This is a genomic window from Erwinia plantamica, assembly GCF_043420595.1.
Taxonomy (GTDB): Bacteria; Pseudomonadota; Gammaproteobacteria; order Enterobacterales; family Enterobacteriaceae; genus Erwinia; species Erwinia aeris.
On sequence record NZ_JBGCUC010000011.1, the window covers coordinates 66,079 to 86,620 of the forward strand.

At 55.3% G+C, this 20,542-nt stretch carries 22 protein-coding genes; 10 read left to right on the plus strand and 12 right to left on the minus strand.

The window, feature by feature from the left end; translation table 11 throughout:
* The first annotated feature begins 206 nt into the window (after positions 1-206).
* The 6 genes from AB3U87_RS13415 to ybiB all read left to right on the plus strand — a co-directional run bounded on the left by AB3U87_RS13415 (position 207) and on the right by ybiB (position 5,847).
* A complete protein-coding gene (locus tag AB3U87_RS13415) occupies positions 207-737 on the plus strand; it encodes a GNAT family N-acetyltransferase (protein WP_253454794.1) in 531 nt (176 codons plus the stop codon).
* A 152-nt stretch (positions 738-889) separates the two neighbouring features.
* Positions 890-1,162 (plus strand): type II toxin-antitoxin system RelE family toxin, encoded by a 273-nt coding sequence (locus tag AB3U87_RS13420; RefSeq protein WP_301251263.1) that lies wholly within the window; start codon positions 890-892, stop codon positions 1,160-1,162.
* A 70-nt stretch (positions 1,163-1,232) separates the two neighbouring features.
* Positions 1,233-1,601: a helix-turn-helix domain-containing protein gene (locus AB3U87_RS13425; protein WP_253454792.1), complete on the plus strand. Its 369-nt coding sequence runs from the start codon at positions 1,233-1,235 to the stop codon at positions 1,599-1,601.
* 187 nt (positions 1,602-1,788) lie between these two features.
* Positions 1,789-2,565 (plus strand): DUF3750 domain-containing protein, encoded by a 777-nt coding sequence (locus AB3U87_RS13430; RefSeq protein WP_301729801.1) that lies wholly within the window; start codon positions 1,789-1,791, stop codon positions 2,563-2,565.
* A 127-nt stretch (positions 2,566-2,692) separates the two neighbouring features.
* Complete coding sequence (dinG, locus tag AB3U87_RS13435) at positions 2,693-4,855, plus strand: ATP-dependent DNA helicase DinG (RefSeq protein WP_301729800.1); 2,163 nt, start codon at positions 2,693-2,695, stop codon at positions 4,853-4,855.
* A 20-nt stretch (positions 4,856-4,875) separates the two neighbouring features.
* On the plus strand, positions 4,876-5,847 hold the full coding sequence (ybiB, locus tag AB3U87_RS13440; protein ID WP_301729799.1) for a DNA-binding protein YbiB: 972 nt from the start codon (positions 4,876-4,878) through the stop codon (positions 5,845-5,847).
* Between the two features lie 242 nt (positions 5,848-6,089).
* Here ybiB and AB3U87_RS13445 read toward each other — a convergent pair whose 3' ends face one another.
* From AB3U87_RS13445 to AB3U87_RS13465, 5 genes are all read right to left on the minus strand, one after another.
* Positions 6,090-6,242 carry a hypothetical protein gene (locus tag AB3U87_RS13445; protein WP_253454788.1) on the minus strand — a complete coding sequence of 51 codons (153 nt, stop codon included), beginning with the start codon at positions 6,240-6,242 and terminating at the stop codon, positions 6,090-6,092.
* A complete protein-coding gene (locus AB3U87_RS13450) occupies positions 6,223-6,798 on the minus strand; it encodes a hypothetical protein (RefSeq protein WP_394149364.1) in 576 nt (191 codons plus the stop codon). Before AB3U87_RS13450 ends, AB3U87_RS13445 begins: the two co-directional genes overlap by 20 nt.
* Before the next feature lie 95 nt (positions 6,799-6,893).
* Positions 6,894-8,048, minus strand: a complete 1,155-nt coding sequence (locus AB3U87_RS13455; protein WP_394149366.1) for a M20 aminoacylase family protein — start codon at positions 8,046-8,048, stop codon at positions 6,894-6,896.
* A gap of 80 nt (positions 8,049-8,128) precedes the next feature.
* The gene (locus AB3U87_RS13460; RefSeq protein WP_394149368.1) at positions 8,129-8,653 is read right to left on the minus strand and encodes a 5' nucleotidase, NT5C type; all 525 of its coding nucleotides are present in this window, start codon (positions 8,651-8,653) and stop codon (positions 8,129-8,131) included.
* A gap of 271 nt (positions 8,654-8,924) precedes the next feature.
* On the minus strand, positions 8,925-9,557 hold the full coding sequence (locus tag AB3U87_RS13465; RefSeq protein ID WP_253454784.1) for a flavin reductase family protein: 633 nt from the start codon (positions 9,555-9,557) through the stop codon (positions 8,925-8,927).
* A gap of 125 nt (positions 9,558-9,682) precedes the next feature.
* Here AB3U87_RS13465 and rlmF point away from each other — a divergent pair, with 125 nt between their 5' ends.
* Positions 9,683-10,615 carry a 23S rRNA (adenine(1618)-N(6))-methyltransferase RlmF gene (rlmF, locus tag AB3U87_RS13470; RefSeq protein WP_253454783.1) on the plus strand — a complete coding sequence of 311 codons (933 nt, stop codon included), beginning with the start codon at positions 9,683-9,685 and terminating at the stop codon, positions 10,613-10,615.
* A gap of 21 nt (positions 10,616-10,636) precedes the next feature.
* Here the strand turns inward: rlmF and ybiO are convergent, their stop codons facing one another.
* The 7 genes from ybiO to rhtA form a co-directional block, all read right to left on the minus strand.
* On the minus strand, positions 10,637-12,868 hold the full coding sequence (ybiO, locus tag AB3U87_RS13475) for a mechanosensitive channel protein (RefSeq protein ID WP_301251311.1): 2,232 nt from the start codon (positions 12,866-12,868) through the stop codon (positions 10,637-10,639).
* 160 nt (positions 12,869-13,028) lie between these two features.
* Positions 13,029-13,751 (minus strand): glutamine ABC transporter ATP-binding protein GlnQ, encoded by a 723-nt coding sequence (gene glnQ / locus AB3U87_RS13480; protein WP_125288793.1) that lies wholly within the window; start codon positions 13,749-13,751, stop codon positions 13,029-13,031.
* Positions 13,748-14,407 (minus strand): glutamine ABC transporter permease GlnP, encoded by a 660-nt coding sequence (gene glnP / locus AB3U87_RS13485; RefSeq protein WP_125288792.1) that lies wholly within the window; start codon positions 14,405-14,407, stop codon positions 13,748-13,750. Before glnP ends, glnQ begins: the two co-directional genes overlap by 4 nt.
* Positions 14,408-14,488: 81 nt before the next feature.
* A complete protein-coding gene (gene glnH, locus AB3U87_RS13490; protein ID WP_253454782.1) occupies positions 14,489-15,235 on the minus strand; it encodes a glutamine ABC transporter substrate-binding protein GlnH in 747 nt (248 codons plus the stop codon).
* A 266-nt stretch (positions 15,236-15,501) separates the two neighbouring features.
* Positions 15,502-15,765 (minus strand): DksA/TraR family C4-type zinc finger protein, encoded by a 264-nt coding sequence (locus AB3U87_RS13495; RefSeq protein ID WP_253454781.1) that lies wholly within the window; start codon positions 15,763-15,765, stop codon positions 15,502-15,504.
* Positions 15,766-15,861: 96 nt separating this feature from the next.
* Positions 15,862-16,365 (minus strand): DNA starvation/stationary phase protection protein Dps, encoded by a 504-nt coding sequence (dps, locus tag AB3U87_RS13500; RefSeq protein ID WP_125288897.1) that lies wholly within the window; start codon positions 16,363-16,365, stop codon positions 15,862-15,864.
* Between the two features lie 372 nt (positions 16,366-16,737).
* Complete coding sequence (rhtA, locus tag AB3U87_RS13505) at positions 16,738-17,634, minus strand: threonine/homoserine exporter RhtA (RefSeq protein WP_301729796.1); 897 nt, start codon at positions 17,632-17,634, stop codon at positions 16,738-16,740.
* 377 nt (positions 17,635-18,011) lie between these two features.
* Here rhtA and ompX point away from each other — a divergent pair, with 377 nt between their 5' ends.
* From ompX to AB3U87_RS13520, 3 genes are all read left to right on the plus strand, one after another.
* Positions 18,012-18,524 (plus strand): outer membrane protein OmpX, encoded by a 513-nt coding sequence (ompX, locus tag AB3U87_RS13510; protein ID WP_253454779.1) that lies wholly within the window; start codon positions 18,012-18,014, stop codon positions 18,522-18,524.
* Between the two features lie 335 nt (positions 18,525-18,859).
* The gene (mntR, locus tag AB3U87_RS13515; RefSeq protein ID WP_253454778.1) at positions 18,860-19,312 is read left to right on the plus strand and encodes a manganese-binding transcriptional regulator MntR; all 453 of its coding nucleotides are present in this window, start codon (positions 18,860-18,862) and stop codon (positions 19,310-19,312) included.
* 21 nt (positions 19,313-19,333) lie between these two features.
* The gene (locus AB3U87_RS13520; RefSeq protein ID WP_301729795.1) at positions 19,334-20,449 is read left to right on the plus strand and encodes an SLC13 family permease; all 1,116 of its coding nucleotides are present in this window, start codon (positions 19,334-19,336) and stop codon (positions 20,447-20,449) included.
* Positions 20,450-20,542 lie beyond the last annotated feature (93 nt).

The window sequence follows — 20,542 nt, forward strand, 5'->3', positions numbered from 1 at the left end:
AACCTGTTTGACTCCCCTGAGCCTAACCAACTCTCTATTGTTGTACAACTATTATTTAATTGTACAACTTGCCGGGCGAGGCGCCACGTCGTATATCTTATTGAAACGCGGCGGGAAACCCTCAGTCTCCGTCACGCACGATAACGGTAGTCTACCCGTTAATCCACGTGTCGCCAAAGCACGATTTACAGGACGATCTGCTACTTATGACCACTATCACTTATTCGCTTCTTACCGCAGAAGAGGCCGCTAAAGGCCAGGATGAATTATACAATGTATTGAGCGCTTGTGTTGCGCTGGGCGCCAGTATCGGCTTTGTCAGTAACGAACCTGCACCTATGAAACAGTTCTGGACAGGGGTAATCGCCAGCCTCGCCAGCGGCGAAAAGCGGCTGCTGGTTGCACGTCGACAGCAGGAGATTGTCGGCACGGTCATCGTAGAATTTTGCGGCAAGCCAAACGGCTCTCATCGTGCAGAAATCGCCAAATTGCTGGTACATCCTGATGCCAGACGACAGGGCATCGCTCGTGAGCTGTTAGGCCGCGCTGAACGGCTGGCGGAGCAGGAGGGCAAAACGCTGCTGGTGCTTGATACGCGCTCCGGCGATGCGGCCGAGCAGCTTTACCTGGCGCAGGGCTGGCAGGTTTGCGGGCAGATCCCGTATTTTGCTCTCTCGACCCGTGGCGAACCGGAAGCGACTACCGTTATGTACAAACAGGTCACGGCGGGTGTATAGCTACAGCCCTCGCAGTCCCGGATACAATAGCCGTCGCCAGTTTTTATAGATAAAAACACGACGTAGTTCTATTTTTATGTTGTTCTCATAGAATATAATATCTATATTTATCGAGTTTGATAAGGATGTATCCTTTAAAAGGTGGGCAAGGAATGCCGGAACTGAAATGGCGCAAAGCAGCGCGGAAACAACTTCTTGCTATCAAAAGCAAAAGCGACAGAGAAGCGATTAACGCAGCGGTGAATGAGTTAAAAAATTTTCCGCTGCACACGCCAAATCTGGACGTAAAGCCCTTGACGGCAGGTGAAGCCGATTACCGGCTAAGATGGGGTAACTATCGGGTATTATTCGACTATGTAAAAGACGGGGAACCCAAAATCATTGCCATCCAGCAAATTGCGAGGCGTACCAGCAAAACTTATTGAATAAAATTCGATTTGCCGAATTTGTCTTAAATAACTTCATTATTGCCGGTCTACTACAATGAGAAACGATATGATTGAATTCATCACTGACAGCGCCGGAAATCGCAAGGCGGCAATAGTGCCAATAGCGCTATTTGAAAAACTAACGCAAAGCGCCGATCTGGCTGAATTATGGGAATCAGTACCCTATGTTGCGGGAAAAAATGATGATGCTTTTATCCCCGGCGAGGTAGTCGATATTTCTGTGCAAAAAGGCGTAACGCTTCATGCGGCGTGGCGTCTTTATCGTGGCCTGACCCAAAAGCAGGTCGCTGAGGCGCTGAACATTACTCAGGCTTCTGTATCAGCCATGGAAAAAAGCGAGAGACCACGCAATTTTAATTTGCACAAGCTGGCGGAGCTGTACGGTTGCCAGCCAGAGCAATTAACTGACGAATAACTAAAAGGCCGGGCAACCGGCCGGTTTTTGTGAATTTTACTCACGACGGCATGCGGTGGACAAAGATTGAATGCCGCGCCGGTTTTCAGTAATGTGATTCTGCTCACACCTTAAGCGACAGCATGCTGCTCGCTGATGTTATCCCACTCTCTGATCCGACCCGCAGCTGCGGGCAGCCAAAGGTATTATGTTCCTTGTAAAAGTGATAGGTATCAGTTTTATCTGTATGCTGCTGCTCTCTTTCGCGCAGAGCTACGTTAAGGCGACCCACAGCGGCGTCGCCATCAATGGCCAACATTGGTCCACAGCCAGACGTGATTCGGCAGAGATGGCGCCCGATCCGCAGAAGTTTATCGATACGGCCATCGTGCAGGTTTATACCGCGCCGACCTTTGGCTGGCGTGGACTGTTCGCCGTCCATCCGTGGATCATTTTTAAAAAGGCCGGCGAGAGCCAGTATCACCGCTACGAGGTGGTCAGCTGGGGCAGCAGCAACGTTATTCGCCATAATTACGCTTTGCCCGACGGCTACTGGTTTGGCGCTAAGCCCAGACTGCTGGTCGATCATCGCGGCGAACGCGCGGCGGCGATGATCCCGGCGATCGAAGCCGCTATCGGCAGCTATCCCTGGCCGCAAAGCTATCGGGTCTGGCCCGGTCCCAACAGCAATACTTTTCTGGCCCATATCGGCAGAGAAGTGCCGGAGCTGAAGCTCGATCTGCCTGCGAACGCCATCGGTAAAGATTTCCGCCCGCTGAGCCGTCCGGTGGGGCTGCCCGCCTCAGGCAAAGGCGTGCAGGTTTCACTGCTGGGCGTGCTTGGGCTGACGCTGGGTGCGGAGGAAGGCGTAGAGTTTAACGTGCTGGCCTTTAATTTCGGCATCGATTTTAAGCATCCGGCGCTGCGGCTGCCTTTTACCGGCAGGCTGGGCACCAATAAAATCGAAACGGACAGCGGCGAGTAAATTCGGCCCGTCAGCAGGCGCGGACAGCACCAGGTTGCGAGCCGCGCCGCAGGATTAACCTTCAGGGACTATTGCTGAACGAAATACTGTGTAAAAATACAGGCCGTTTCAATAAAAAGTGATTGATATGGCGCTAACTGCCGCGTTAAAAGCGCAAATTGCCGGCTGGTATAAGGCTCTCCAGCAGCAAATCCCCGATTTTATTTCCCGAGCGCCGCAGCGGCAGATGATTGCCGAAGTGGCGAAAACGCTGGCGGGCGACGAAGGGCGCCATCTGGCGATTGAAGCCCCGACCGGCGTCGGCAAAACGCTCTCCTATCTGATCCCCGGCATCGCCGTCAGCCGTGCGGAAGATAAGCCGCTGGTGGTCAGCACCGCCAACGTGGCGCTACAGGATCAGATCTTCACGAAAGATCTGCCGCTGTTGCAGAAGATCATCCCCGATCTGCGTTTTACCGCCGCGTTTGGCCGGGGTCGCTACGTCTGCCCGCGCAACCTGTCCGCGCTGGGCGGCGATGAAGAAAAGCAGGGCGATTTGCTGCTGTTTCTTGATGATGAAATGACCGCCAGCAAGGATGAGCGGGCGCTCTGTACTACGCTGGCGAAAAACCTCGATCGCCATCAGTGGGACGGCCTGCGCGACCACTGCGAAGAGACGATTGAAGATTCGCTCTGGCAGCGCATCAGTACCGATAAAGCCAACTGTCTGGGCAGCAACTGTCACTGGTTCCGTGAATGCCCGTTCTACCTGGCCCGGCGGGAAATCGAAAACGCCGACGTGGTGGTGGCTAACCATGCGCTGGTCATGGCGGCCCTGGAAACGGAATCGGTGCTGCCGCCGCCGAAAAATCTGCTGCTGGTACTTGATGAAGGACACCACCTGCCGGACGTGGCGCGCGACGCGCTGGAAATGAGCGGGGATATCACGCCCGCCTGGAGCACGTTACAGCTCGATCTTTTCTGTCGTCTGGTTGAACAGTGTATGGCGCAGTTCCGGCCGAAAAAGCCGCCGCATCTTGGCAATCCGGAGCGGCTTAAAGCCCACTGTGAAGAGGTGCGCGAGCAGCTGCAACAGCTGTCGCAAATCCTGGTGCAGCTGTTGCCGCCCGGCAATCAGGAAGGCGAATACCGTTTCGAGATGGGCCAGCTGCCGGAAGAGGTGATGACGCTGTGCGCGCGCCTGTTCAAACTCAGCGACGGGCTGCGCGGGCTGGCAGAGGCGCTGCTGAACGATCTCAGTGAAAAAACGGGGCAGTTTGACGTAGTGCGCCTGCACCGTACGCTGATCCAGATGAACCGCGCACTGGGCTGGTTCGAGGCCAGCAGCAAGCTGTGGCGGCTCGCCTCAATGGCGCAGGCCTCCGGCGCGCCGGTGTCCAAATGGGTGACGCGCGAGCTGCGTGAAGGTAACCCGCACTTACTGTTTCACTGCGCCGGTATCCGCGTCAGCGAGCAGCTGGAAAAACTGCTGTGGCGTAAAATCCCGCACGTGGTGCTGACCTCGGCCACGCTACGCTCGCTGAACAGCTTTCAGCGCCTGCAGGAAATGGCGGGCCTGAGCGAAAAGCCGGGCGATCGCTTTGTCGCGCTGGATTCGCCTTTTAACCACGTTGAGCAGGGCAAGCTGATTATCCCGCAGATGCGCTACGAGCCGATGCTGGCTAACGAAGTGGAACACCTGGCGGAAATGGCGCACTTTTTCCGCCAGCAGATTAAAGAAGGCAAACACAAAGGGCTGCTGGTGCTGTTTGCCAGCGGGCGGGCGATGCAGCAGTTTATCTCTTACCTGCCGGAGCTGCGGCTGATGCTGCTGGTGCAGGGCGACAGGCCGCGTCCGGCGCTGGTGGCGCTACATCGTAAAAAGGTGGAGCAGGGCGAAACCAGCGTGCTGGTGGGCCTGCAATCCTTTGCCGAAGGGCTGGATCTGAAGGGTGACCTGCTGTCGCAGGTGCATATCCATAAAATTGCCTTTCCGCCGGTGGACAGTCCGGTTATTTTGACGGAGGGCGAATGGCTGAAAAGCCTGAAGCGCTATCCTTTTGAAGTACAAAGCCTGCCGAGCGCCTCCTTTAACCTGATCCAGCAGGTGGGCAGGCTGATCCGCAGCCACGACTGTTTCGGCGAGATAGTGATTTACGATCGTCGTTTGCTGACCAAAAGCTATGGCGCGCGCCTGCTGGGCGCGCTACCGGTTTTCCCCATTGAGCAGCCGCCTATGCCGCCGGGGGAGCCGCCAAAAGCCGTTGCGGCCGTACCGGGTAAGAAAACCGTACGTCACCGCCGTCGCTAACCACCCAACAGAGCAGAAGCATGGACTATACAAAAATTATTAAAGAGATCGGCCGAGGGAAAAATCATGCCCGCGACCTTGATTTCGCTACCGCCAGCGAGCTTTACAGCCGGATGCTGGCGGACGAGGTGTCGCCGCTTGAGATGGGCGCGATCCTGATTGCGCTGCGAATCAAAGGCGAGGGCGAGGAGGAGATGCTCGGCTTTTATCAGGCCGTACAGGCGCGCGTGCTGAAACTACAGCCGCCTGCCAGCCTGCCTATGCCGGTGGTGATCCCAAGCTATAACGGCGCGCGTAAACAGGCGAACCTGACGCCGCTGCTGGCGCTACTGCTCTCCCTGCTCGATTTTCCTGTGGTGGTGCACGGCGTTAGCGATGACCCGACTCGCGTTACCAGTGAGGCGGTGTTTGCCGCGCTGGGCGTTAAGGCGGTATCGGACATGCAGGAAGCGCAGCAGCGGCTGGAAGAGGGCAATCTGGTCTTCGTGTCGGTTGAAACGCTTTGCGCGCCGCTGGCACGGCAGCTCTCGCTGCGCTGGCAGCTGGGCGTACGCAACAGCGCGCATACGCTGGCGAAGCTGCTGACGCCGTTTGGCGAAGATGCGGCGCTGCGGCTTTCCAGCGTGTCGCACCCGGAATATATCCCGCGCGTGGGCAAATTCTTCCAGGCCATCGGCGGCCGCGCGCTGCTGCTTAACGGTACGGAAGGCGAGGTTTATGCCAATCCGCAGCGCTGCCCGGCGCTGAACCTGATTGCCGGAGAGGAGCCAGAGGTGCTGTTACCACGCCAGCCGGAAAGCCATATCGCCCGCGACGCGCTGCCTGCGGGTAAAGAGGCTGAAACAACGGCTGAATGGATCAGGCGTTGCCTCAATCGCGAAGTAGCGGTACCGCAGTCGCTGCGTCAGCAGATCGCCTGCTGTTACGTCGCTACGGGCCGCGCGGTGGACGTAGAGAGCGCGCTGGAGCAAATCGCGAAGGCCGGATACTGAGCCGGACCGGGCGTTTTAGCCAGGGCGGCGATAAGCTGTTTATCGGGGAAACGATTTTGCCGGGCTGAGGCTGAACGTTTCGCCTGACTGAGATTGAACGCTTCGCCGGGCTGAGGCTGAACGTTTCGCCTGACTGAGATTGAACGCTTCGCCGGGCTGAGGTTGAACGTTTTGCCGGATGGATGGCTTCGCCGGGCAGGTAAGCGTTCGAAAGGTAAGGCTTTGCAAGCCTTACCTGGCGGTTACGCATCCGGCCTGAAAAAAATAACGGATGCGCTGCGCTTTTTGTCCTGCTTCTGAAAGTGCTCATAAACAGCTTTCATCCGCCGGGCTTTAAGCGCGATGGCCTCTTCCAGCGTCAGCGGCCTGGTGGGTTTATCTGAGTTTAACGGCATAACCCCTCCTGTGAGGATCAAGGTTTGGGTAAACGGCGGCTATCCGCTGCGGCTGGCTTCTGCTGAGCTGTAGTATTCGCAAGCGATAAGCTCGTGAAAGCAGTTCGTCAAAAGCCAAAAACGTATAGCAATAAGGCCGGTACGCAGTGTAGTGCTTGTCGATTATATAATCAATAATGCAGTTCAGAGCCTGCGCGCGCTGACCCCTAAATCGCCTTTTAAAAAAGGGCGTGTCGGCTTCGATATTATCCAGGCTGTCAAAAGCGATATCATAACAGCCGCCCTTCAACGTTAGCCTGTGCGGTCGTTTACCTGTCAGTAGCCCCTGCGGCAAATTAATAAGTGAATCCTCAACCGTAACAACTTCCGTTAACTGCACCAGGTAAACGCCCGCTTCGCCTGCCTCAACCCGATATAACATGGCGTGTCTGCCATCCGGCAGTACGCTTCGCGTTCTGTGCATAAATCCCGCCTTCCCTGAAAAATCTGCCGTCAGGATAAAGCGGTTTGGCCGTGAAGTCAGCGACGTTTTCATGAAGCGGAACAGGTCACGCAAAGTTTTTTACGTGCCTGCCTGCTTCTTGCATTCTTTTTTGAAGTGGATCTAAAAAGCGAGGCAGCCTTCCCGTCGGGCCGGAAAGCGCATGGCGCTTATCCGAGCGGCAGAAGCTTTTCCGCCAGCGCCGTCCAGAACGTAACGCCTTCCGGGATAACATCATCGTTAAAATCGTAGCGGGCGTTATGCAGCGGAGCAGAAGGCACCTCGCCGTCTGCACCTATCCAGAAATAGGCACCGGGGCAGGCTTCCAGCATGCAGGCAAAATCTTCCGACGCCATTGATGGGCTGGTTTCCCAGTGCACCTGTTCTGTCGGCAGTAATGCCAGCGCGCAGTCGCGAACCTGCTGTGCGGCGGCGGCGTGATTGCAGGTCACCGGGTAATCGGTCAGGTAGTCAATGCTGCCGTCAATGCCCAGCGGCGCGGTAAAAGTAGTGACAAAGTCGTCAATCATGCCGCGCACCCGGCTACGCACATCGGCCTGCAGGCATCTTAGCGTGCCGCGAAGCACCACGCTTTCCGGGATAACGTTAATGGCTTCGCCGCCATTAATTTGCGTGATGCTGACTACCGCAGAGGAGAGCGGCGACAGGCGTCGGGCCGGGATAGTTTGCAGCGCAAGAATGAGCTGCGCGGCGGCTACGATCGGATCTGCGCCGTTTTCCGGCATCGCCGCGTGGCAGCTTTTCCCGCGCAGCGTAATTTCGAAAGCGTCCAGCGAAGCCATCATGGGGCCGCTGTTCACCGCCACATGACCGACCGGCAGGCCTGGCCAGTTATGCAGGCCGTAGATAGCGTCCATGGGAAACAGCGTAAACAGGCCGTCGGCGACCATTTTTCTGGCACCGCCCAGGTTTTCTTCCGCCGGCTGGAAAACAAAATGCAGCGTGCCGCTGAACCGCCGCGTGGCGCTGAGATGTTTCGCCGCCGCCAGCAGCATGGCCGTGTGGCCATCGTGTCCGCAGGCGTGCATCACGCCAGGCTGCGAGGAGCGCCACGGCGCATCGCCCAGCTCGGTGATGGGCAGGGCGTCCATATCCGCACGAAAACCGATAGCGGGACCGGGACCGTTCTCCAGCGTGCCCACCACGCCGGTGCCTGCCAGGCCCATATGCACCTGCAAACCAAACTCGCGCAGCAGCGCCGCTACGCGCTGTGAAGTCTCATCTTCGTGATAGCCCAGCTCCGGCCTTGAGTGAAACTGTCTGCGCCATTCAATGGCTTCCTGAATCAGCGAAACGGGGATCATATCTTCTCCTTTGCGGACGATAAGCCGGAAGGCGAGCGCGGCACTGCTGCCTGACAGGTATTTTTCAAAAGTGAGGGAGTTCAGAGCAACAGGTTCTCTATTTCCTGCCAGTTTTTAACCCGCCTGTAGCCGGTTACCTGCAGGTTGTGCGGGGCGCTATAAAGGATGCCTTCTCCGCAAAACCCTGTGAAATTATGGGCGTTATCATCAATCATATAATCCGCATTGATAATGCTTTTGTTGCCGCAGAACACAATATTACTGGGTTTGATGGCCGGGAAATGGGTATTTAACCAGCGGAATTTTGCATTAAACGAAGAGGGCATCTGCATGGCGGCCGTGGTGATAAAGATCTCGTAACGATGGCTTAGCGCCTCAATCACACGCTGGCTGTCGGCAATGACGCCCAGATCGCCAAAAAATTCCGTGTCTTCGCTGACCCGGCTAAAAATCTCCTGCAGCATCTCGGGCTTTTCCTCTGCCAGGCTGAACAGATTGAATTCGCTGTGCGCCAGTTCCAGCGAGAAATGGCGGTTAAACGTGGCGACCATTTTAGGATGGAAATCGGCAATGACCTCATCCATATCAATAGCAATTCTCTTCATTATCACTCCATGATAGCTTTCGGGATGCATAACATCATACCAAAAAAAGGTGCGCAGCAGGGTTTCCTGCTCGCGTTGAAAAGCAGAGCTGCGCGTCTAAAAACAGCGCGGGGCGTGGCCGTTCACTCAGGCTTTTCGTGGCTGCGGCCGCTTACGGCGCGGCCGCCAGCATGTCTGCGCCAGGCTGCCTGGCGAGCTTGCCTGATAGCAATGCTGTATAAGCTAAAAGAAAGCGATCTAAGCCGCCCTGTATAAGGCGGCACAGAACGGCTCAGGACTGGCGCGCGTCCGGCCGTACCAAATCAAAACGTAAATCGTCGCTAATGGCGTAATAGGCGCTGGGGCCGCCCGCCCGCAATATAGGGTTGGCTTTCGCCGTCTGATAGATGCCGTTCTCCAGCAGCTTGTGATCGATATGTATCGCCACCGCTTCGCCCAGCACCAGCCACTGCTCCAGCTTGCCGCCGTCGGCGTCTTGCAGCTGGATAACCTGCGTCAGCTTGCATTCAAAATTCACCGGGCTTTCGGCTACCATGCTGACCGCTACCTGCGTGCCGGGAATGGGCGTCACGCCGGAAAAAGCGAATTCATCCTCGCCGCGCGGCAGCGAAGCCGAACTTTCATTCATCGCCACGGCCAGCTCGCGGGTAGCCAGGTTCCAGACAAACTCGCCTGTTTCCACGATGTTCGCCACGCTGTCTTTCCAGCCCTGGCTGGAGAAACCAATAATAGGCGGCTTATAGTTAAAGCAGTTAAAAAAGCTGTAGGGCGCCAGATTGCGCTCGCCGCTGGCGCTTTGGGAACTGATCCAGCCGATGGGACGCGGGCCAATAATGGCGTTCAAAGGATCATGAGGCAGACCGTGGCCAAGACGCGGTTGATAAGTATGGCGGGAAGAGGACATCTGAACTCCTGATAAAGGGATAGTTATTACATAGTAGCCGCTTCGCCGTGGGAAAAAAGGCGGGAATTGTTTACGATCTTTACCGCAGCAGGTATCTTACGCGCCTGCAGATAAGAGAGCCGTTCATGAAAAAGATTGTCGAAAAAACCCAGCTTCATCCCCGTAACCGCCATCGTGGCCGCTATGATTTTCCTGCCCTGATTGCCAGTCATCCGCCGCTGGCGGAGTTTGTGGCGGTTAATCAGTACGGTGATGAATCGGTGAATTTCGCCGATCCGGCCGCGGTAAAAATGTTAAATCAGGCATTGCTGAAGCATTTCTATCAGGTTGAACAGTGGGCGATCCCGGATGGTTTTCTTTGTCCGCCGGTGCCGGGCCGGGCTGACTATATTCATCATCTGGCCGACCTGCTGGCGGAAGATAACCGCGCCGTCGCGCCGCGCAATATTAACGTGCTCGATATCGGCTGCGGTGCCAACTGCATTTATCCGCTGATTGGCTATCGGGAATATGAGTGGCGCTTTACCGGCAGCGAAATCAATGAAGAGGCGATGCGCGCCGCTAACGCCATTATCGCCGCCAATCCGGGCCTGAATCGCGGTATTCGCCTGCGTCGTCAGAAAAATACGCAGGCGATTTTTCACGGCGTTATTCATAAAAACGAGCAGTATCATGCCGTGCTGTGCAACCCGCCGTTTCACGCGTCCGCCAGCGAAGCGCAGCAGGGCACCCAGCGCAAGGTGCGTAATCTCGGTCTGGATAAAAACGCGCCGTTAAATTTCGGCGGCCAGCAGGAGGAGCTGTGGTGTGAAGGCGGCGAAAAAGCCTTTATCAGCCGCATGATTAATGAAAGCGTGGATTTTGCGAAACAGTGCGTGTGGTTTACTTCGCTGGTGTCCCGCCGCGAAAACCTGCCCGAGCTGTGGCGTGCACTGGAGCAGGTCGATGCGGTGGCCGTACGCACCGTGGAAATGGCTCAGGGCCAAAAGCAGAGCCGTTTTATCGCCTGGACCTTTATGGAAAAGACGGCTCGCGAACGCCAGATGAGCCGTCTTTAATACCGCCAGTACGGCCGTCCGTTACTCCGGCGCAGGCAACGCAGGCACAGCGGCGGCGGCGTCCAGCCCGCTGCCGTTTTGCATGACCTGCACCGTTGGATGCGGCGCTTTGATCCCCGCCGCATCAAAATGCTTCTTCACCCTATTGTCGAGCGCGAAACGCACCGTCCACTGCTTCAGCGGTTGGGTAGTAAAGGAGACGCGCACGGTAAAGGCCTGGTTGGTCAGCCCGACCAGTCCGGCGAAATTAGGCTCGCCAATAACCATGCCGCGAATGGTTTCGTCCTGCATCAGTTCGTCCACCGCCTCGTGCAGCGCGGCATTCACCTTATCGCTGTCCTCACTGCGATCCACATCGTAATTCGCCACGAAAGAGCCAATGCCGCGCACGAAATTGGCGAAGGTAGTGATCGAAGACCAGGGGATAATATGGTAAGCGCCGGTATCCTGGCGGACGCCCACCGAGCGGATTGACATGCGCTCCACCGTGCCGGTAATGGCGCCGATAGTGACCAAATCGCCCGTGTTCATTCCGTTCTCAAACTGAATAAAAATACCGGTAATAATATCCTTAACCAGGGTTTGCGAACCAAAGGATACCGCCAGGCCCAGCGCGCCTGCGCCCGCCAGCAGCGGCGCGATATTCACGCCGATTTCCGACAACAGGATCATGATAGTGATGGTACTGATGACCACGGCCAGCGCGTTGCGAAACAGCGTCAGCAGCGTGCGGGTTCTGGCGCTGGGCATCGGCCTGCCGTGAGAATCGGAAGCGAGACGGCTCTCGATCAGACTGGCAAGCAGCGTCCAGCCCACCGCCGAGAAAAACAGGATCATGACAATACGGATGATCACATCTACCAGCTTCACGCCTGCGCCAACCGTCAGCCAATGCCAGAGGTCGAACAGATTCCAGGCGTTCAGCAGCAGCAGGCAGACGGCAAACACCGTCAGCGTACGCGCCAGCTTTAACATCATGGAAACCCAGCCGTTCACTCTTTTTTGCAGCTCGGGATAATTGCGACGCAGCTCTGGCGAGAGAATAATGGTTTTTGAGATCCAGCGGCTGAGAACGCCGGAAATCAGCGCGCCCAGCCCTATTATTGCCAGCGAACGCACGGTAGCGGACATCATAAACCTGAGGCTGTCGCCGGGGTTAAAGATCGAGAGCAGAAACAGGGCGATAAAATAGGCGCTGGCAAGCCAGTGCCAGATGACGGCGAAAGCGCGGATAAACAGTGAAAAAAAGCTCATCGAGCGGTCGGCCAGCTGAACCAGCGCCAGCTGTACGGGGCGGCGGTTGCGGAAAATCAGATAAAGCGCCCACCCGGTGATCAGACACATCAAAACCAGGTTAACCAGCGCCGCCGCCTGCACGTTAACCTGATTAGAAACAATAGGCACGATAACCAGCAGTCCGTAGCCGATAACGCTGCTCAGCCAGCTTAACCGCGTATTCCAGTAGTTAGCGCGCTCGTCAGAAAGATGGAAAAAACGCAGCTGCGGATAGCGCGGGCAGAAAATCAGCCGCAGGATCGCCTTGAAGAATTCAATCAGTGCAAAAGCGCTTAAGAACAGGCCCTGCTGGCGGGCAATCGTCCTGCTACCGGCATTGAGCGTATCGCTGAGCATCTGGCCGACAAACAGCGCGATGCCCAGCAGCAGCAAATCAATGATAAACGCGCCCAGGATCATCGCCGGAAGGTGCAGCCAGCTGGTGCGCTCGCTATTTTTACGGCGGCCCCATGACCCCATGCGGCGATAAAGCGGCGTCGCCGCCCGGCAGAGCAGCCAGTAGAAAGCGAACAGGGCGATGGCCAGCATCGCAAAGTGGCTCAGCGCGTTATAAAAAGTTATTGGGTTAAAGGTTTTATGAGGAGCGTTAACGATATTGCGGTGGAGTTTTTCTACTTTACCCAGCACCTCGCTGCCAAACTGACGGCTGACGTCGGTGACGCTTTCCAGCACCGTTTTATCCTCTTCTTCATCCGGCGGCGTCAGCACGGGATCTTCAGTTTTAGCAGTGCTTTCGGAAGCGCTCCGCAGCTGGTTAATCAGCTCGGTTCGCGATTGATCATTTTGCAAAATGTTGGCCAGCGCGGCGTAGGCGGCTTTTTTCTCTTCCAGGCTCGGTTCGCCGGAAGCATCGGCCGCGGGTTGCGACCGGGACGCCGCAACGGCGGCGACAGGCAGGCTGACGGCCTCAGCCTGACAGCAAAAAACAGCAGCGACTAACGGTAGCCATCTGAACATACAGCGCCAGAAGGGCGGGGTTCCCGACATCATATTCTCCTTTAACGGCGCAAAGAAGCGTCGAGCAGCAAGTATAGCCGGACAAAGAAAAGGAGAGAGGTGGGGGAGGGTTTTTTAAGAGCGGGCCGGGAAAGCGGGGCGGCCTGACCGCCCCAAAAGATTAGGAGACGTGCTGTAAGAATTCCTGCAGGCGTGCGCCCGGCGGGTTATCAATCAGCTCTGCCGGATCGCCGTCTTCCGCAATGCGGCCTTTATCGATAAAGATCAGGCGTGAAGCGACTTTCTTCGCAAAGCCCACTTCGTGCGTCACAATAACCATGGTCATGCCTTCTTCCGCCAGGTCCTGCATTACCTTCAGCACTTCATGACGCAGCTCCGGATCCAGCGCGGAGGTTGGCTCATCGAACAGCATCATCTTCGGCTTGACCGCCAGCGCGCGGGCAATGGCCACACGCTGCTGTTGGCCGCCGGAAAGCTCCGACGGGAAATGGTGCGCGCGTTCGGCCAGGCCGACCTTGCCCAGCAGCTCTTTTGCCAGACGCTGCGCATCGGCTTTGCTGGCGCCGCGTACGCGGATTGGGCCAAAAGCGACGTTATCCAGCGCGCTCATCTGCGGGAACAGATGGAACTGCTGGAACACCATGCCCGCTTCCTGGCGGATCAGGCGATCGTCTACTTTAGGATCGTTGACCTTCAGCCCGTCCACAATCAGCTCGCCGGTGGTGATCTCTTCCAGCTTGTTAATGCAGCGCAGCAGCGTGGATTTGCCGGAGCCGGACGGCCCGATAATCACCACGACCTCGCCCTGTTTAATAGTCAGATCGATATTATGCAGAACCTGCGTTTCGCCAAAATGTTTGGAGACGTTTTTAAATTCAATCACAGGATCTTCATCCTTTTTTCAATGCGACGCAGAACAAAGCTCAGCACCAGCGTAATAAACAGATAGATAACGGCTACGGCGCTCCAGATTTCCAGCGCGCGGAAGTTACCGGCAATGATTTCCTGGCCCTGGCGAGTCAGCTCCGCCACGCCGATAACGATAAACAGGGAGGTATCCTTGATGCTGACGATCCACTGGTTACCCAGCGGCGGCAGCATACGGCGCAGCGCCAGCGGCATGATAACGTAGCGCAGCGTTTCGCGACTGGAAAGACCCAGCGCCAGACCGGCTTCACGAAAGCCCTTATTGATTGACAGCACGGCGCCACGGGTAATTTCAGCGATGTAAGCGCCGGAGTTAATCATGATGGTGACCACTGCCGCGCTAAAAGGGTCGATGCGCAAATCGTTAAAGGCCATCGGCAGCGCAAAATAGATAAACATCACCTGCACGACAATCGGCGTGCCGCGGATCAGTTCAATAAAGACCAGGGCGATATTACGCGACAGCCAGCCGCCGTAAGCGCGGGCAAAACCCGCTATAAGGCCGATAATCAGGCCGCCAATCAGGCCGAGGACGGATATCCACAGCGTCAGGCGGGCGCCCTCGAGCAGGGCCGGAATAGATGGCCAGATGGCGCTCCAGTCAAACTGCATTCTTATTTCTCCGGATCAAAACCATATTTCGTTGGTGTGGAAAACGCAGGCGCACAGCGCGCCTGCGAAAAGTAAAAGCGATTATTTAGGCTCGGAACCGAACCATTTTTTATAAATTGTGTTGTAGGTACCGTTTGCACGCAGCGTTTTCAGCGCGCCGTTTACTTTTTCACGCAGCTCGTCGCTGCCTTTCGGGAAGGCGATACCGTAATCCTGCGCTTCGATCGATTCGCCTACGGCTTTGAACTGGCCTTTGCCTGCGGTGTTAATGAAGTAAAGGATGTTTGGCGTATCGTGCAGCACGGCGTCCGCACGGCCCGTGCCCAGCTCCATATAGGCATTATCGATATTAGGGAACTGGCGCAGATCTTTGGTTTTGATGTGCTGCTTAGCGTAATCCACGGAGCCGGTGCCGCTTTTCACCGCAACGACTTTGCCATCAAGATCTTTCAGACCCTGAATTTTGTCGTTATTGGCTTTGACCATCACCAGCAGACCGCTTTTATAGTAGCTGTCGGAGAAATCAATCGCCTGCTTGCGGGCGTCAGTGATAGTGATACCGGCCAGCGCCAGATCGACGTTACGCGTCTGCAGACCCGGAATGATACCGCTAAAATCCATTGGTTTAAGGGTATAGTCCAGCTTCAGTTCCTTCGCGATAGCCGCCCACAGCTCCACATCGAAGCCCACATATTGGTTACCCTGTTTGAACTCAAAAGGAACAAAGGCGGTATCGGTGGCGACAACCAGCTTTTTTTCTGCGGCGGTAGAAGAGACGGCAAACGCCAGCGTCAGCGCAGCCAGGGAAAACTTAACAAGTGACTTCATCTTTTTATCCTTATTGCAGTCGGACAAGCGCCTTGTCCGATTGAATGCCAGCAGCCATATGAAAAAACTATGCCAGGTTTTCAAAATATATTGAAAACAGCACGTTGAGTCAATTTAACAGGGATAATTACGCCTTAAGTAGCGCGATGCACCATAATGAGGCACCAAAACAGTGCGCTGGTTTCATTATGGTGCAATCCAGTTTTAACCTGGCGGAGGATAAAAAACAAAGTAAAAAAGGAAAGGGTGCGAGAGCGCTCGCGTGATTAACGCAGCTGGCTGTCTTTACTGCCGCGGCGATTAAAAAGCGTCGACTGCTGCTGTTTGTCTCGCTGTGCCTGGCATTGAATACAATATTGCACGCCGGGCAGGGCCAGACGGCGAGCTTCAGGAATGGCATCCCCGCACTCTTCGCAATATTTTGCGCTGGCGCCATGATGAATGGCGCGCCGGGCGCGATTAACGGCATCTTCTACCGTTGAGTCGATCTGTTCCTGTACGGCATCATCACGTGCCCAACCACTGGCCATCGCTTTCCTCCATATAAGAAGAGCAGATGAAAGGCCTCATCTGCTCGCAAAACCACGCTATGAAAAGTGGGGCTACTGAGCGCAGCCCGCATCGACTTACTCGATGTTAGATTCGATAAACCACAGGAATTTATCCAGGTCGCGGGAAGCGGCGGTAAAGATATCTGCGGTGTCTTCGTCTTCAACTTCACTAATCGCTTTACGAGTATCGTTAGCGACAACGGCATAGCGTTCTGCCAGCGCTTTAAGGTGATCCTGAACGGTATGAATGTTCAGCGGATAGCTTTTCAGCGGAGTGCGATCGTTCACTACCTGAGTGGTGCCCAACGCCACGCCGCCCAGCTGTACTACGCGCTCTGCAATGGTGTCCTGATGATCGGTAATCGTAGTGCGGAAACCGTCCAGCATTTCGTGTACGCCAATAAAGTTAGCGCCGCGCATATTCCAGTGCGCCTGTTTGGTAATCAGGGACAAATCAATGAATTCCGTTACCAGACGATTCAACACCTCAATGGTGGCTTTCTTTTCCTCATCGGCCACGTTGTTGCGGGTGTAATGCAGATCGGTCGCAGTCGTTTTTACCAGTTTAGCGGTACTCATCATTAATATCCTCTTAATGGTCAGTTGTCCTGAATGTACCGAATAAGTATAGCAGCGCTTTTCAACATTGCCATCACGATACTGCCTATCGCACAAATAGTAGCGGCCTTAGGGTTTAACTGACTGGTATTAAAGAGGAATAATTTATCGAATGCGATTAATAAATATTCTCATTTAGATTGATAAAGATAAATGACTGATAAAAAATAGATTTTTAATTTATCGTTTCGTTACAAATTGCGTAAAAAACCCTGTTAAAAAGCCACGATTTATTAAATTGGCTCAGAATTATCCGAGCCATATATGACATATTCCTTTTTTAACAGACGCCTCTTTAAATTTGTCTGCCGGGATAAACTTTTCTGAATATAGCTATTCACGCAGCTCGCTAATCGGAACGACTTTTTGCTTAGCGGGACGCAGACTCAGCGTAGCGCCTGCCGAGGCGATAATAATCGACAGCAGGCCCAGCCATTGCGGCAGCGTCAGCAGCTCGCCCAGGAAAATCATGCCGGAAAGCGCGCCCATGGCCGGCTCCAGGCTCATCAGTGTGCCAAACGTCCTGGCCGGCAGCCGGGTCAGCGCGACCATCTCCAGCGTATAGGGGAACGCGCTGGAAAGAATGGCGACAATAAGCGCAACCGGTAAAACTGCCAGGTTCCAGACGCCGCTTTCGGCAAACGTAAAGCCAACAGGGACAAAGACCAGCGAAGCGATCAGCGATCCCATAGCGACGGTAGCAGGGCCGTGCTCCGCTCCTGCGCGTTGGCCGCTCAGAATATAGATGGCCCAGCAGGCACCAGCCAGCAGCGCAAAAAATGCGCCTTTGGGATCGATGCCCGACATGCTCTTGCCAAGAGGCAGCAAAAGCCACAGCCCAAGCAACGCCAGCGCCACCCAGAGAAAATCGCGAGGCTTTCTCGACCCCACCAGCGCCAGCGTCAGCGGACCGACAAATTCCAGCGCAACGGCAATGCCCAGCGGGACGGTACGCAGCGCCAGATAAAACGTATAGTTCATGCCGCCCAGCGCCAGGCCATACAAAACCAGAGGCACTACGCGATCGCGGCTGAACCGCAGCCGCCAGGGTTTGAAGATAAGGCAAAGAATAAGCGTGCCCAGCCCAAGACGCAGGGCGGTGATCCCCGGTGCGCCGACTACCGAAAACAGGGTTTTCGCCAGCGCGGCCCCGCCCTGAATTGAGGTCATGGCGAGCAAGAGCAGTAAGACAGGAAACCAGATTGAAGAACCGCGTGAAGAGGGAGACATCCTTTTGACCAACCTTATTTGTCCATCGAACGGGAGAAAAGTTCCCCGAAGTGTACCAACAGATTGTGCAAACCAGGCAAAAATGGCCTGGGAAAACGTTAAAGAAATTCGGAAAATTCGTCGCCAGGCGCACGCAGACGGGTAAAGAAGTGTCAGTTTAATTAAGATTTATCTCAATGAACAAATTTTTACATTGCTGGTCAGGCGAAGCGGTAAAGAGAGAAATATAAGTAAAAAGAATGAGATAGAAAGAATCATTAACGTCCTGTTACACCAAACATTGTCTTGGACAACAAAAACGGGGCAGAGTTTCTGGCTGAGGTTTGTTATATTTTCAGCGTTGTCAGGAGATAAGTACTTTCACATTTGAGGTGGTTATGAAAAAAATTGCATGTCTTTCAGCACTGGCTTGTGTACTGGCAGTTTCTGCTGGTTCAGCGATGGCACAGAGCACAGTTTCCGGTGGTTACGCACAAAGCGATATGCAGGGCGTGGCTAACAAAGCTAACGGTTTCAACCTGAAATACCGCTACGAAAACGGCAGCGATCCACTGGGCTGGATCGGTTCTTTCACCTACACCGAGAAAGATCGTACCGACGCTGGCGTCTATAACAAAGGCCAGTACTACGGCATCACCGGTGGTCCTGCTTACCGTCTGAACGACTGGGCCAGCATCTATGGCGTGGTTGGTATCGGTTACGGTAAATTCCAGCAGAACGCACCAGCGCGTGACAAGTCTGACTCAAGCGACGTAGGTGTTTCCTACGGTGCGGGCCTGCAGTTCAACCCAGGCATCGAAAACGTTGCTCTGGACGTTGGCTACGAGCAGAGCCGCATCCGCAGCGTAGACGTTGGCACCTGGATTGCTGGCGTTGGCTACAGCTTCTAAGATTGCCTGAAACCAGCTTCGGTTGGTTGATAAAAAATCCGCCCACGTGGCGGATTTTTTTTATGGCTGAATCAGCCGCCGGGCTTTTTTTCTGCTGTCAGCATCTCCAGCAGCATCAGCCGCAGCGTAAAAGGCGAACGACAGAGCAGCTGTAGTAAAAGTGGTTTTTTCATGGTCTCCTCCGTTCGCTTTATGTACAGGTATAGCACAGGCTATAATTCGTAGCCAGCGCTATTGCGCGAGATTTTGTGCTTCCGTGCGCTTCGTTTACAATGTGGCACCATCAGGCTGATGCGAGCGCCCGCACGCGCCAGAAATAATAATGAGGAAGCTGAATGAGTCGTCGCGCTAAAACCGCAGTGCCTGCGCCACTGAAAGAGATAGAAGAGCATGTCGAAGGCTTCCGTCAGGTCCGTGAAGCCCATCGGCGTGAATTAATTGATGACTATGTTGAGCTGATTTCCGATCTGATCCGTGAATTTGGCGAAGCCCGCCAGGTTGATATGGCGGCGCGGCTCGGCGTTTCCCAGCCTACCGTTGCCAAAATGTTGAAACGCCTGGCTACGGTTGGACTGGTCGAGCAGGTTCCCTATCGCGGCGTGTTCCTGACTGCTGAAGGAGAGGCGCTGGCGGAAGAAAGCCGCAAACGCCACCATATTGTGGAAACGTTTTTGCTGGCGCTGGGCATCAGCCCTGATACCGCCCGCCGCGATGCGGAAGGGCTGGAACATCACGTCAGTGACGAAACCCTGGCTATTTTTCAGCAATTCTACGAAAGCCGTCAGTAATTTCCTCTCAGGTGAGTCCGTATGGCAACGCTGCTCAGGCCTTTTTTGCACGATCGCTTTCTGCATCTGTTAATTTTACTGGGCCTGCTGCTGGCCTGCTTTGCGCCTTTCTCGCTGCGGCAGCTGCCTGCGGCGGTGGACTGGTCGACCATACTGACGCTGGGTGGGCTGTTGATGCTGACCAAAGGCATCGAAGCCAGCGGTTATTTCGACGTGCTGGGACGTCGCCTGGTGCAGCGCTTTCAGTCAGAGCGTTCGCTGGCGCTGTTTCTGACCGCTGCCGCCGCGCTGCTGTCCACTTTCCTGACCAACGATGTCGCACTCTTTATCCTGGTGCCGCTGACGCTGACGCTGCGTCGCTACTCCTCGCTGCCGATCGCCCGGCTGGTCATCTTTGAGGCGCTGGCGGTTAACGCCGGATCGCTGCTCACGCCCATAGGCAATCCGCAAAATATCCTGCTGTGGCAACACGGCCACGTCGGCTTCGCCGGTTTTATCGGCCAGATGCTGCCGCTGGGCGGGGCGCTGCTGGCCAGCCTGCTGCTGCTTACCGCCGTCAGTTTTTCGGCGAAACGGATCGAGCGCTCGTCACAGTCGCCGGAAACGCAATGGCAGCGCTCGTTGCTGATTGCCAGCGTCGTGCTCTATTTGCTGTTTATTATCGCGCTGGAGATGGGCTATGCGGGCTGGGGCGTTCTGCTGGTATTCGGCGTTTTCCTGCTGATGGCACGCCGCACGCTGCTGGCGATCGACTGGAGCCTGCTGGCGGTATTTATCGCCATGTTTGTGGATGTTTTTCTGTTAACCCGACTTCCCGCTTTACAGCATCTGCTCCAGCAAATTCCGCAGCTGCCGGAGGGCGGGAAATATCTGCTGGCGATCGGCCTGTCGCAGATTATCAGCAACGTGCCGGCTACTATTTTACTGCTGGCGAATCTGCCAGCCAGCACGCTGCTGGCCTGGGCGGTGAATATCGGCGGTTTCGGGCTGCTGCCCGGTTCGCTGGCAAACCTTATCGCGCTGCGGATGGCGAAAGATCGCTCTGTCTGGCTGCGTTTCCACTTCTACTCGCTGCCCATGCTGCTGTGGGCGATGGCGCTGGGCTGGGTGCTGCTTTTAGGCATTGATGCGCTGTAGCCTGAATCTTTTCTGACTTTGTAAAGAAACACTGGCATTTGTCAATTTAGGCCCTATGTTTATAACAGCGTGAATCTTGCGGGCTCGGCTTGA